Source organism: Lentzea terrae (assembly GCF_003265345.1).
In the GTDB taxonomy this organism is placed as follows: domain Bacteria; phylum Actinomycetota; class Actinomycetes; order Mycobacteriales; family Pseudonocardiaceae; genus Lentzea; species Lentzea terrae.
The window spans coordinates 507,660-519,967 of sequence record NZ_QFWW01000006.1 but is presented as its reverse complement, the minus strand read 5'-3'; the positions used below and the strand labels follow the sequence as shown (position 1 = coordinate 519,967).

General features: G+C 71.7%; 10 protein-coding genes. 8 read left to right on the top strand and 2 right to left on the bottom strand.

Going from position 1 to position 12,308, the window contains the following annotated elements:
• Window positions 1-53 precede the first annotated feature (53 nt).
• From DI276_RS50835 to rarD, 3 genes are read left to right on the top strand one after another with little or no spacing between them, the layout of a single operon-like run.
• Window positions 54-1,424 carry a DUF6025 family protein gene (locus DI276_RS50835; protein WP_198680569.1) on the top strand — a complete coding sequence of 457 codons (1,371 nt, stop codon included), beginning with the start codon at window positions 54-56 and terminating at the stop codon, window positions 1,422-1,424.
• A complete protein-coding gene (locus DI276_RS11520; RefSeq protein ID WP_112263240.1) occupies window positions 1,421-2,128 on the top strand; it encodes a hypothetical protein in 708 nt (235 codons plus the stop codon). Before DI276_RS50835 ends, DI276_RS11520 begins: the two co-directional genes overlap by 4 nt.
• Complete coding sequence (gene rarD, locus DI276_RS11515) at window positions 2,125-3,060, top strand: EamA family transporter RarD (protein ID WP_112263239.1); 936 nt, start codon at window positions 2,125-2,127, stop codon at window positions 3,058-3,060. Before DI276_RS11520 ends, rarD begins: the two co-directional genes overlap by 4 nt.
• On the opposite strand, the gene DI276_RS11510 is transcribed toward rarD, so the two are convergent.
• Entirely contained in the window at window positions 2,981-3,853 is an 873-nt protein-coding gene (locus tag DI276_RS11510) for a LysR family transcriptional regulator (protein ID WP_112263238.1), read from the bottom strand. The genes rarD and DI276_RS11510 overlap by 80 nt on opposite strands.
• Before the next feature lie 116 nt (window positions 3,854-3,969).
• Here DI276_RS11510 and DI276_RS11505 point away from each other — a divergent pair, with 116 nt between their 5' ends.
• The 4 genes from DI276_RS11505 to DI276_RS11490 all read left to right on the top strand — a co-directional run bounded on the left by DI276_RS11505 (window position 3,970) and on the right by DI276_RS11490 (window position 8,743).
• A complete protein-coding gene (locus DI276_RS11505) occupies window positions 3,970-4,890 on the top strand; it encodes a DMT family transporter (RefSeq protein ID WP_112263237.1) in 921 nt (306 codons plus the stop codon).
• A 16-nt stretch (window positions 4,891-4,906) separates the two neighbouring features.
• The gene (locus DI276_RS11500; RefSeq protein WP_112263236.1) at window positions 4,907-6,136 is read left to right on the top strand and encodes a cation:proton antiporter; all 1,230 of its coding nucleotides are present in this window, start codon (window positions 4,907-4,909) and stop codon (window positions 6,134-6,136) included.
• Entirely contained in the window at window positions 6,133-7,101 is a 969-nt protein-coding gene (locus tag DI276_RS11495; RefSeq protein WP_112263235.1) for an NAD(P)H-dependent flavin oxidoreductase, read from the top strand. Before DI276_RS11500 ends, DI276_RS11495 begins: the two co-directional genes overlap by 4 nt.
• Before the next feature lie 133 nt (window positions 7,102-7,234).
• Window positions 7,235-8,743 carry a peptide ligase PGM1-related protein gene (locus DI276_RS11490; RefSeq protein WP_157984654.1) on the top strand — a complete coding sequence of 503 codons (1,509 nt, stop codon included), beginning with the start codon at window positions 7,235-7,237 and terminating at the stop codon, window positions 8,741-8,743.
• A 71-nt stretch (window positions 8,744-8,814) separates the two neighbouring features.
• Here the strand turns inward: DI276_RS11490 and DI276_RS11485 are convergent, their stop codons facing one another.
• Window positions 8,815-11,139 (bottom strand): Tex family protein, encoded by a 2,325-nt coding sequence (locus tag DI276_RS11485; RefSeq protein ID WP_112263233.1) that lies wholly within the window; start codon window positions 11,137-11,139, stop codon window positions 8,815-8,817.
• Window positions 11,140-11,187: 48 nt separating this feature from the next.
• Between DI276_RS11485 and DI276_RS11480 the strand changes: the two genes are divergently transcribed.
• Window positions 11,188-12,276, top strand: a complete 1,089-nt coding sequence (locus DI276_RS11480) for an alkaline phosphatase family protein (protein ID WP_232836580.1) — start codon at window positions 11,188-11,190, stop codon at window positions 12,274-12,276.
• Window positions 12,277-12,308 lie beyond the last annotated feature (32 nt).

Here is a 12,308-nt window from a genome sequence, read left to right as displayed (position 1 = left end):
CCGGCCCTCGACGTGGCCCGCATCCTGGCCGACGCGGCGCTGGAGGTAGCGGCGTGAACGGGCTGCTGGACCGGTTGGGCCTCGGCTGCGGTCCTGAGTGGACAGACCTGGCGGCGGGCGAGCGCGCGTTCGCCTGGCGGCACCTGGCCGAGGGCACGGCCACCATCGGCGAGGTGGTGACGGCGTTGAGCGCAGCCGGTGTCCGCGCGCCCCGCACCGGCCACCTGGCCGACTGGGACGACATCTGGCACGGCCGCAGCACGGTGCTCGACTACAACGCCGTGCTCTGCCGCGATCTGCGCGCGGGCTACCCGATGCTGTTCGACTTCACCCAGTGCGAGACGGCGGCGAACGACGCCGGCGACACCCTGTTCCAGCCGGGAGCGCTCTTCCGCGGCGGCCGCAGGACGCGGCTGGCGCTGCGCCGGTGGAACGGCGGCAGGATGGTCGCGCACGACCGGGCGCGGCCGGTGTTCCAGCCGTACACCGAGGCCGAGCACGAGGGTTCGGCCGTGGCGCTCACGACGGTGCACCGGACCCGGCTCGCGGCGCTGACCGGTACGGCGGACACGTACTCGCAGCTCGTCTGGCGCCACCGCACCCAGGTCGAGCAACTGCTGACCTGCCTGGTCGAGGCCGCGGCCGACGATCGTGCCCTGAGCGCGGTCTTCGACCGGATCGTGCACCCGGACGGCACCGTCACCCGCGCGCCGGCACAGCGCGCCGGATCGGGGTTCGTCTTCGGCGACCAGCGCTACCCGGACGCCGCGGCGCTGGTCGCGGCGAGCCTCGTGCCGTTCGCCGTGGCCAATTCGGACGAGCCGCTCGGGACGGTGCTGCGCGACGTGCCGAGCGCGCCGCTCGCATCGGTCGACGTGGTCGCGCTGACCCACGTCGTGCTCGGGACGCATCGGCCCGCCGGCACACCCGCCGGAGCCGGGCCGGAGGTGCACGTGCACTGGGGTGCGCTCGCGATGGCGGGCGCACCACCGGTCAAGCGCGGGTACTTCGCGAGCAGGGCCAGGCGGGCGCGGCGGCTGTACGAGGCCGCGGTCACCGGGCTGCCGTGGGCGCGGACGGTGCTGTTCGTGATGGCGCCGGTCGCGCCGTTCTTCCTGTGGCTGCCGGAGTCCGCCGCCGAGGAGCGCGGGGCGGTGGCGGGTCTGCTGGAACGGCTGCGCGGAACCGGAGACCCGGACCGGGCGCGTGCCGTGGTGGGGGAGTGGCTCGACGGGGGAGGGATGACTCCGATGCTGCGCGACCGGTTCGGTTGGAGCGACCGGACGGCTCCGGGAGGCGACGGCGAACTCCTGGCGCCGGAAGGGATCGCGGACGTGCCGGTGGCCACGGCCTGCCTGCTGGCCGGGCTGCTCGCCGAGGCCGCCGGGCAACGCCTCGCGCTGACGAGCGGGGTGAGCGGATGAGCGTCGCACCGCTCGACCGGATCCTGGTCACGTCTCGCGACTTCGACGAGTACCTGCTGATGTTCGGTCTCGACGAGCACGAGGTGCTCGGCACGTCCGTCCTCGACTGTCCCGGCGGGGCGAGCGACTTCACCGCCGCGGTCTGCGCGCGGGGCGGCACCGCGGTGAGCGCCGACCCGCTCTACGCCGCCGGGCCGGACGAGGTCGGGGCCGTCGTGTCCGCACACCTCGACCGCGCCGTCGCCCGCGCCGCCGAGGCCGCGGCGATGTACGACCTCGGCTGGGCCGGTGGCGTCGACGGCTACGTCGCCCGCCGCCGCCGCGCGTCGGCCCGCTTCCTCGCCGACTTCACCGCGGACCGCTCCGGTGGCGGAGGGCGGTACGTGGCCGCGGCGCTGCCGGCGCTGCCGTTCGCCGACCACACCTTCGGACTGACCCTCGTGCCGAACCTGTTGTTCACCTACGCCAACCTGTTCGACGGGCGCTGGCACCTCGCCGCGCTCCGCGAGCTGATGCGGGTCAGCGCGGAGGTGCGCGTCCACCCGCTGGCCGACTCGTCCGGCACGCCCTACCCGCTCCTCGCCGCCTTGCGGGAGGAGTTGGCGCTGGTGGACGGCATCGACAGCGAGGTGCGCGCGTCGGCGTACCGCCTGCACAGGTATCCCGACGCGACGCTGATCTGCCGCCGGGGTGAGGCCGGATGAGGGCCGGCGTCGTCGCCGGCGTGACCGGCTACCTGCTGTGGGGTCTCTACCCGCTGTACTGGCCGCTGCTGGCACCCGCGGGCGCGGTCGAAATCCTCGTGCACCGGATCGTGTGGTCCGCAGTGCTGGTGCTCGTCCTGCTCGTGGCGCTCGGCAGGCTGCGGTCGTTGCTGCACCGGATCTCGTCGCGGCGGACGATCGGCCTGACCGGGCTGGCCGCGGTGTTGATGGCCGTCAACTGGGGCGTCTACATCTGGGCCGTCAACAACGGGCACGTGGTCGACACGGCGCTCGGGTACTTCATCAACCCGTTGATGACGGTCGCCGCCGGTGTGGTGCTGCTCGGTGAACAGCTCCGGCTGGCGCAGCGGATCGCACTGGGACTGGCCGCGCTCGCGGCGGTCGTCCTGCTCGCGGGACAGCACGAGTTCCCGTGGGTGGCGCTGGTGCTCGCCGGATCGTTCGCGGGCTACGCGATCGTCAAGAAGCAGGTCGGGCTCGGCGCCGTCGACGGGTTCGCCACCGAGACCGCGCTGCTCGCGGTGCCCGCGCTGGCCGCGCTGGTCCTGCTCGGCGCGAGCGGTGGCGCCACTGTGTTCGCGCACGGGTGGGAGCACGCGATGTTGCTCGTGTTGACCGGCGCGGTGTCGGCGGCACCGCTGCTCTGCTTCGGCGCCGCCGTGGTCCGGCTGCCGCTCGCCACGCTCGGCGCGATCCAGTACCTCGCACCGATCCTGCAGTTCCTCACCGGCGTGCTGTTCTACCGGGAGGAGATGCCGCTGGACCGGTGGATCGGCTTCTGCCTGGTGTGGGCGGCAGCCGTCGTGCTGGTCGTCGACGGCCTGCGCACGGTCACGCCACCTGTCGCTGCTCCATCCCCGCGAGCAGGGCTGCCACGGCGGGGTGCCACGGCCGATGGAGAGGCCCGGTGAGCACCAATCGGCGGGTGAGCCGCTGGGCCAGCGGGACGAGTACGAGGCCGGGGCCCTCCATGCCCGCCACGAGCCCCGGCACGACCGAAACCCCCACCCCCGCGCGGACCATGGCGAACAACGTGCCGAGCTGGCGGACCCGGTGTGCCGGACGCAGCGGCACGCCCCTGGCCCGGTACATCTCCCGGATCTGGCGCTCGCACCCGCTGGTCGACAGCAGGAACGGGTCGTCGTCCAGGTCGTCGAGGTCCACCGCGGCGAGATGGGCCAGCGGGTGGTCGGTGCGCAGCACGGCCTGGAAGCCGTCCTCGGCGAGCAGCACCGCGCCCGCGGGCGCGTCCGGCGGGTCGACCAGCACGGCCATGTCGGCGCTCGCGCCGGCCAGCCACCCGGCGACCTCCTCGTCGTCGCCCTCGAAGAGCGACACCGTGACGCCGGGGAAGTCGGTCCGCCACCGTTCCACCAGCTCCGGCACGAGGCTGTGGCACACCGACGGCGGTGCGGCCAGCACGAGGTCGCCGTGCAGACCGCTGTCGCGGTGGCGGGCCAGGTCCTCCAGCGAGGTGACCGACGCGAGAGCCACTCGCGCGTGCGCCAGCAGCCGTTCGCCGAGCAGCGTCGGCCGCGCGGGGGTCCCTCTGGTCAGCACGGGACGCCCAGTCGTCCGCTCCAGCGCCGCCACCGCGTGAGAGACGGCCGACTGGCTGATCCCGAGCTGCGCCGCGGCCCCGGAAAAGCTCGACGTGTCCACCACCGCGACGAACGCCCGGATCTGGGGGATACCGATGGTCATGAGAGGTCCTCATGGGGAAGCGAATGTCGGTAATTGGACTCATGATGGAGGACAGGTGACCATGACGTCCAGCCGCGCCGTTCAGTCCGGCGCGCCGGTCAAGGGGGAAACACGTCATGGAAGGTTCGGTGGAACGCGTCGCGGCAGCCCGGTGGCTGCCGAGCTTCGTCGCGCTCTCCGTGCTGTGGGGGTCGAGCTTCGCGCTGATCAAGATCGGGGTGGACGCGGGGGTCTCACCGCTCTGGGTCGCGTTGTGGCGGTGCCTGCTGGGCACGATCGCGCTGCTGGTCGTGTGTGCGGTGCAGCGGGTCCGGCTGCCCCGCGATCGAGTCACCTGGGGACACGCCGCGGTGGTCGCGGCACTGCTGAACGCCGCGCCGTTCGCGTTGTTCGCCTACGGGGAGCAGCACGTCGACTCGGTCCTGGCGGGGATCATCAACGCCACCACGCCGCTGCTGACGCTCGTGTTCGTGCTGATGATGGTCGCGGAGGAGCGCCTCAGCGGGCCGCGGCTGGCAGGCTTGGCGCTGGGGTTCCTGGGCGTGCTGGTCGTGCTGGGCATCTGGAACGGGATCGCCGGTGGCACGGTCGTCGGCGGCGTGGCCTGTCTGCTGGCCACCACCTGCTACGGCGCGGGCTTCGCCTACACGCGGCGGTTCTTCTCGCACCGCCCTGGCGGGGTGACCGCGCTGTCCACGGTGCAGATCGCCTGCGCGACGGTGCAGCTCGCGGTGGTCACGGCCGCCGTCCAGGAGGTGCCGACGTGGCCGGGCTGGTACGCGGCCGTCGCGTTGCTCGTGCTGGGTGTGCTCGGCACGGGGATCGCGTACATCCTGAACCTGAACGTCATTCGCCACGCGGGTCCGACGATCGCGTCCACCGTGACCTACGTGATCCCGCTCTGGTCGACCGCGTTCGGCGCGCTGCTGCTCGGCGAGCCGATCAGCTGGAACACCTTCGCCGGTGCGGTGCTGGTGATCGCCGGCATCCTGGTCACCCGGATGAAGCCGCGGGTGCCCGCGACCGCGGGGACGTAGCCGCAGGCGGTGCCCGGTGAACGCCGCCGAGCTGAACGTGCACCTGCTGCTCGCGGCCGGTGTGGTCGTGGTCGGCGTGCGGGCGGTGGGCTGGCTGTTCGGCCGCTTCGGCCAGCCGCGGGTGATGGGCGAGATCGTGGCAGGCATCCTGCTCGGCCCGAGCGTGTTGGGCGTGCTGCTGCCGGCCGTGGAGACCTACCTGTTCCCCGGCCAGGTGGTCGGCGGGCTGCGCACGGTCGCCCAGTTCGGCCTGGTGCTGTTCATGTTCCTGGTCGGGCTGGAGATGGACCTCGGCGAGCTGCGCGGCAGCGGCCGGACGGTCACGGTTGTGGCGCAGGCGTCCATCGCGGTCCCGATGGTGCTCGCGATCGGGACCGCGGTGCTGATCTACCCGCGGTTCGGCGGCGGCGTGAGCCCGGTGGCGTTCTCCCTGTTCTTCGGTGCCGCCATGGCCGTGACGGCGTTCCCGGTGCTGGCGCGGCTGCTGCTCGAGTCCGGTCTCGCGAAGCGCAGGGTCGGGGTGATCAGCCTCGCGTGCGCGGCGATCAACGACCTGGTCGCCTGGGTGCTCGTGGCGGTGGTCGTCGCCGTGTCCGGGGCGAGCGGTCCCGGTCCGGTTCTGCTGACGCTCGGGCTCACCGTCGTGTTCGTCGCGGGCATGCTGCTCGTCGTGCGGCCGTTGCTGCGCCGCTGGGGCGAGCCGCCGGTGTGGGCGGTGCTGTGCCTGACGCTGCTCGCCGCGTGGGTCGCGGAGCAGATCGGCGTGCACGCCATCATCGGCAGCTTCCTGGCCGGCCTGGTGATGCCGCGCCGGGCCGAGTGGCAGCGGTGGCTGCACGACCGGATCAGCGTGGTGGTCGGCAACCTGCTGCTGCCGATCTTCTTCGTCGTGGTCGGCCTGTCCACCAGGGTCGACGAGCTGACCTGGGCCGGTGCGGTGCTGGTCGTGATCGTCACGGCCGTCGCCGTGCTGGGCAAGCTCGGCGGGTCGGCGGTCGCGGCCAGGATCGCGGGGGAGAGGTGGCGGGACGCGTGGACCATCGGCGTGCTCATGAACACCCGCGGCGTCACGGAAATCGTCATCCTCACCACCGGCCTGCAGCTCGGCATCATCTCGACGACCATGTTCACCGTGATGGTGCTGATGGCGTTGATCACCACGGTGATGGCCGCGCCGGTGCTGAACCTCCTGGAGCGCCGATCGGACGAGGCGGTGATGTCACCGGCGCCGGCGGGGCGGAGATGACCGGGTGGCACGACCGGCTCGGGGTGCGCCTGCCGCTGGTGCAGGCCCCGATCGGCAGCGCGTGCACCACGGCACTGGTCGCGGCGGTGAGCTCGGCGGGCGGGCTCGGCGTGCTCGCGGCGTCGTGGACGACGGCTGCCGAGCTGAGCCGGCAGATCGAGGCCGTCCGCGCGGCGACGCCGCACCCGTTCGGGGTGAACCTCGTCCTGGAGTGGCCGCAGCACGAGCGGCTCGCGCTGGCCCTCGCGCACGGCGTGCCGGTGATCTCGACGTTCTGGGGTGATCCCGCACCCTGCCGGCGGGCGATCGAGGACGCGGGTGCCACCCACTTCCACACGGTCGGCAGTGTCGCCGAGGCCCGTGCCGCTGCCGACGTGGGGGTCGACGTGATCGTGGCGCAGGGCTGGGAGGCCGGTGGGCACGTGCGCGGCACGACGTCGACGCTGGCGCTGGTGCCGGCTGTCGCCGACGCGCTGCCGGCGACACCGGTGCTGGCGGCTGGTGGCATCACCGACGCGCGCGGGGTGCGGGCGGCGCTCGCGCTGGGAGCGCAGGGCGTGTGGGTGGGCACCGCGTTCCTGCTCGCCGCCGAGGCCGCGACGCATCCGGTCCACCGGGACCGGCTGAGCTCGGCCACCGCGGAGGACACCGTGCACACCGAGGTGTTCTCCGACGGCTGGCCGGCGGCACCGCACCGGGCGTTGCGCAACGACACCTGGCGTCGCTGGGAGGCGGCGGGACGTCCGGCGCCCGGTGCCCGGCCGGGTGAGCACGACGTGGTCGCGCGGCACCCCGAACGCGGACCGGTGCTGCGTTACGCCGATGTCACACCGGTGACCGGCCACGTCGGTACGGTGGAGGACATGGCCCTGTACGCGGGGCAGGGCGTGGGGTTGCTGAGCGGAACCCGGCCCGCGGCGGCCGTCGTCGCCGAGTTGGCGCGGGGACTCCACCGCCAGGAATGAACAGAGTTCATGTGACAAATTAGTTCATTGCATGATCCGGTACGGACTGTCATCCGCGAATCATCATTTAGGTCATTGATTCTCACCGTTTCGCGCATTGGTTCTGCGGTGACTTCGGCTTACGCTTTTGCGGGTGCAGATCTCCCCCCGAAAAATGGTGGACTTCCACCAGCTGCAGCAACGACTCGTGGCTCTGTGCCAGGACGGGTCGGACGCCCCCGTGACCGTGGTCGTGGTGCCCAGCCTGACGCTGCACCCCGACGAGCTGAAGAAGATTCCCGGTGCCGTGCACTTCGAGCAGCGGCTGCTCTTCGAGCTCCAGCTGCTGCGCGACCCGCGAATCAGGCTGGTGTACGTCACCAGCAGGCGCATCGACCCCTCGATCGTCCACTACTCGCTGAACCTCGTCGCCGGCCTCAGCCGGGCCGACGCGATGGCGCGGCTCACCGTGCTGCACTGCGACGACGACTCCGCAGAGCCGCTGACCGGCAAGATCCTGCTCAGGCCCGACGTGCTGACCCGCATCGGTGCCGCGATCGCCGACCGGGCGCGGTCCTACCTCGTGGTGTTCAACAGCACGCACCTGGAGCGCGAGCTCGCGGTGCGCCTCGGCGTCCCGCTGTTCGCCTGCGACCCCGAACTGGCCGGGCTCGGCACCAAGAGCGGCGGCCGCAGGCTCCTGCGCGACGCGGGCGTCCCGGTGCTGCCCGGCCACGAGGACCTGGGGAGCGAGGAGGATCTCGTCGCGGCACTGGCCCGGCTGAAAACCGAGCACCCGCACCTGCGCAAAGCGGTCGTGAAACTCAACGAGAGCTTCGCCGGCGCCGGAAACGCCATTTTCTCCTACGAGGGCGCGCCACAAAAGGGGCTGGCGGCCTGGATCGCGGACCGAATGGCGGACCAGCTGACGGCGCCTGGCGACACGTGGGTGTCCTTCCGGGACAAGCTCACCGTCATGGGTGGAGTGGTCGAGGCGTTCCTGGACGCGCAGGTCCTGCGGTCGCCGTCGGCCCAGCTGGAAATCGAGCCGGGGGGCCGGGTCCGCGTGCTGTCGACGCACGACCAGGTGCTCAGCGGCGCGGCCGGACAGACGTTCGTGGGGTGCGTCTTCCCTGCTGCCGACGCCTACCGGGCGCGGGTGCGGGACCTGGCCGTCCAGGCGGGTGCCGCGCTGGCCCACGCCGGTGTGATCGGCCAGCTGAGCATCGACTTCGTGGCCGACGAGGCAGCTCCCGAGCAGGTGTACGCCCTGGAGATCAACCTGCGGATGGGCGGCGCGACCGCGCCGTTCATGTTCACCAACGCGCTGGTCAACGGCCACTACGACCAGACGGGCCGATACCTGGCGCCGGACGGCTCCCCGCGGCACTACGTCACCAGCGACCGTGTGCAGGACGACGCGTTCCGGTCGCTGTCGTGCGTCCAGCTGCAGGAGATCGCCATGCGCGCCGGCCAGTCGTACCAGGAGGCGACCCGCACCGGCGTCTTCTTCTACGCGCTCGGCGCGCTGCGCGACTTCGGCAAGCTGGGTGTGGTCGCGGTGGGCGAGTCGCGCGAGGACGCCCAGCAGCGCTACGACGCGGCGGTCGCGACGTTGCGGGCTGTCGCGGTGCTGGAACGGGAGCACGCCGCCGTGCAGTGAAGCCGCGGTGCGGTGAAGACGGCAAAGGCGAGTGCTCGTGGTGAGCACTCGCCTTTGTGCACCGTTTTCGCCTACTTGCCGAAGCCGGCCTTGCGGAGCGCGTCCGCCATCGAGCCGGTCGCCGGCGGGGGCGAGTTGCGCTGCTGGCCGCCGCGCTGCCCACCGCGCTGCTGCGGACGACGGTCACGACCGCCGCCACCGCCGCCCTGCTGCTTCGGAGCGGGCTTGCCCGGCTCGTCGGTCAGCCGCAGGGTCAGGCCGATGCGCTTGCGGGCCTCGTCGACCTCCAGCACCTTCACGCGCACCACGTCACCGGACTTCACGACGTCGCGCGGGTCCTTCACGTAGTTGTTCGACAGCGCCGAGATGTGCACGAGGCCGTCCTGGTGCACGCCGATGTCCACGAACGCGCCGAACGCGGCCACGTTCGTCACGACGCCCTCGAGCACCATGCCGGGCTTGAGGTCGGCGATCTTCTCGACGCCTTCGGCGAACGTCGCGGTCTTGAAGGCCGGGCGCGGGTCGCGGCCGGGCTTCTCGAGCTCGCGCAGGATGTCCGTGACGGTCGGCAGACCGAACTGCTCGTCGACGAACTGCTCCGGCCGCAGCTTCGTGAGCACCGCGGTGTTGCCGATCAGCTCGGCACCGGCCGCGGACTGCATCTTCCGCACGACCGGGTACGCCTCGGGGTGCACGGACGAGGCGTCCAGCGGCTCGTCGCCACCGCGGATCTTGAGGAAGCCCGCGCACTGCTCGAACGCCTTCGGGCCGAGCCGGGCGACCTCCATGAGCGCCTTGCGGGTCTTGAACGGACCGTTCGCGTCGCGGTGCAGCACGATGTTCTCCGCCAGACCGGCCGTGATGCCGGAGACGCGGGTCAGCAGCGGCACGGACGCCGTGTTGAGGTCGACGCCGACCGCGTTCACGCAGTCCTCGACCACCGCGTCCAGCGAACGCGACAGCTTCGCCTCGGCCAGGTCGTGCTGGTACTGGCCGACGCCGATGGACTTCGGGTCGATCTTCACCAGCTCGGCCAGCGGGTCCTGCAGCCGCCGCGCGATCGACACCGCGCCGCGGATCGACACGTCGAGGCCCGGCAGTTCCGAGGAGGCGTAGGCGGAGGCCGAGTAGACCGACGCGCCCGCCTCGGACACCACGATCTTGGTGAGCTTGAGCTCCGGGTGGCGCTTGATCAGGTCGGCGGCCAGCTTGTCGGTCTCGCGCGACGCCGTGCCGTTGCCGATCGCGATCAGGTCGACGTTGTGCTGCTTGGCCAGCACCGCGAGCTTGGCGATCGACTCGTCCCAGCGGTTCGCGGGCACGTGCGGCTGGATGACGCCGTGCGCGACGACCTTGCCGGTGGCGTCGACGACCGCGACCTTCACGCCGGTGCGGTAGCCGGGGTCGAGACCCATCGTGGCGCGCGTGCCGGCCGGTGCGGCCAGCAGCAGGTCGCGCAGGTTCGAGGCGAACACCTTCACGGCCTCGTCCTCGGCGAACGAGCGCAGGCGTCCGCGCAGGTCGATGCCCAGGTGGACGAGGATCCGGGTCCGCCACGCCCAGCGCACGGTGTCGGTGAGCCACTTGTCGGCGGGACGGCCGCGGTCGTCGATGCCGAACCGCGCCGCGATGCGCACCTCGAAGGACGACGGACCGCCCTCCTCGTTGGGCTCCTCCGGCTCCAGGACGAGGTCGAGGACCTCCTCCTTCTCACCGCGGAACAGCGCCAGGATGCGGTGCGACGGCAGCTTGCTGAAGGGCTCGTCGAACTCGAAGTAGTCGGCGAACTTGGCGCCCTCGGTCTCCTTGCCCTCGCGGACCTTGGAGACGACGCGGCCGCGCGTCCACATCTGCTCGCGCAGCTCGCCGATCAGGTCGCCGTCCTCGCCGAACCGCTCGACCAGGATGGCGCGCGCGCCCTGCAGGGCGGCCGCGGCGTCCGCGACCTCCTTGCTCGGGTCGACGAACTTCGCGGCTTCTTCCTGCGGGTTCAGGTTCGGGTCGCTGAGCAGCGCGTCGGCGAGCGGTTCGAGACCGGCTTCCTTCGCGATCTGGGCCTTCGTGCGGCGCTTCGGCTTGTACGGGAGGTAGAGGTCCTCGAGCCGCGCCTTGGAGTCGGCGGCGAGGATCTGCGCTTCGAGTGCCTCGTCGAGCTTGCCCTGCTCGCGGATCGAGGTGAGGACGGCGGCACGGCGCTCCTCCAGCTCGCGCAGGTAGCCGAGCCGCTCCTCGAGCGTGCGCAGCTGCGCGTCGTCGAGACCGCCGGTCGCCTCCTTGCGGTACCGGGCGACGAACGGGACGGTCGCGCCACCGTCGAGCAGCTCGACAGCAGAGCGGACCTGGCCGGTGGCCACGCCGAGCTCGTCAGCGATCTTCTGGTGGATGAGCGTTGTCACAGCGCGCCATTCTGCCCGTTGTCCGATTCGACGTGGCACGGTGTCCAGGTGACCATCGCCGAGGTCGTCCCGTCGCTGCTCTCCGGCCTGGACGTTCCGGGTGCCGACAACACCCTGGACCTGCCGTCCGCCCGGCGTGTCGTGCTGCTGCTCGTCGACGGGCTGGGGCAGGACCTGCTGCTCGAGCACGCCGAGCACGCTCCGTTCCTGTCCGGTCTGCCCACCCGCGAGATCAACGCCGGCTTCCCGTCCACGACCGCCACCAGCCTCGCCTCGATCGGCACCGGGCTGCTGGCGGGCGAGCACGGCATCGTCGGGGTCTCGTTCGCGGTCGGGGACGAGGTGCTCAACGCGCTCACCTGGTCGCGCGCCGGCGACCACCACCACGACCTGCGCAAGGTGCTCGTGCCAGAGGTCGTCCAGCCGCACCCGACGCTGTTCGAGCGCGCTGCGGCGGCCGGGGTGGCGGTCAGCACGGTCGCGCCGTTGAGCCAGCGGACCAGCGGGCTGACCCGCGCCGTGCTGCGCGGCTCGTGGTTCCGCGGTGCGGCGGGCTTCGGCGACCTCGCGCTGGGCGCGGTCGCGGCGGTCCAGCAGGACCGTTCGTTCTGCTACGCCTACCACGCGGATCTCGACATGATCGGGCACATTTACGGGCCCGGTTCCGCCGAGTGGCTGCTGCAGCTGGAGTTCGTGGACGCGCTGGCTTCCCGCATCGCCGCACGCATGCCGCCGGACTCGCAGCTCGTGGTGACGGCGGACCACGGCATGATCACCGCGGACGACCGGATCGACTTCGACACGGAACCCTTGCTGTGGCAGGGAGTCCGGACGATCACCGGTGAACCTCGAGTGCGTTACCTGCACACCGAAAGTGATGAGGTGCTCGAAGTCTGGCGCGATTTCCTGGGTGATCGCGCAGATGTGGTGCGGCGCGAGGAAGCGGTCGACGCCGGGTGGTTCGGCCCGGTCAGCCCGCTCGCGCTCGACCGCATCGGAAATGTTGTCGTGGCAATGAAAAACTCGGCGGTGATCGTTCGTGGCCAGGCGGAACCCGTCTTCAGCATGATGCGGGGCTTCCACGGGTCGCTGACGAGACAGGAATTGGCAATTCCGCTCCTGGTCAGTGCCTCCTGACGGTCTCAAATGGTCAGTCGGGGGCAATCGGT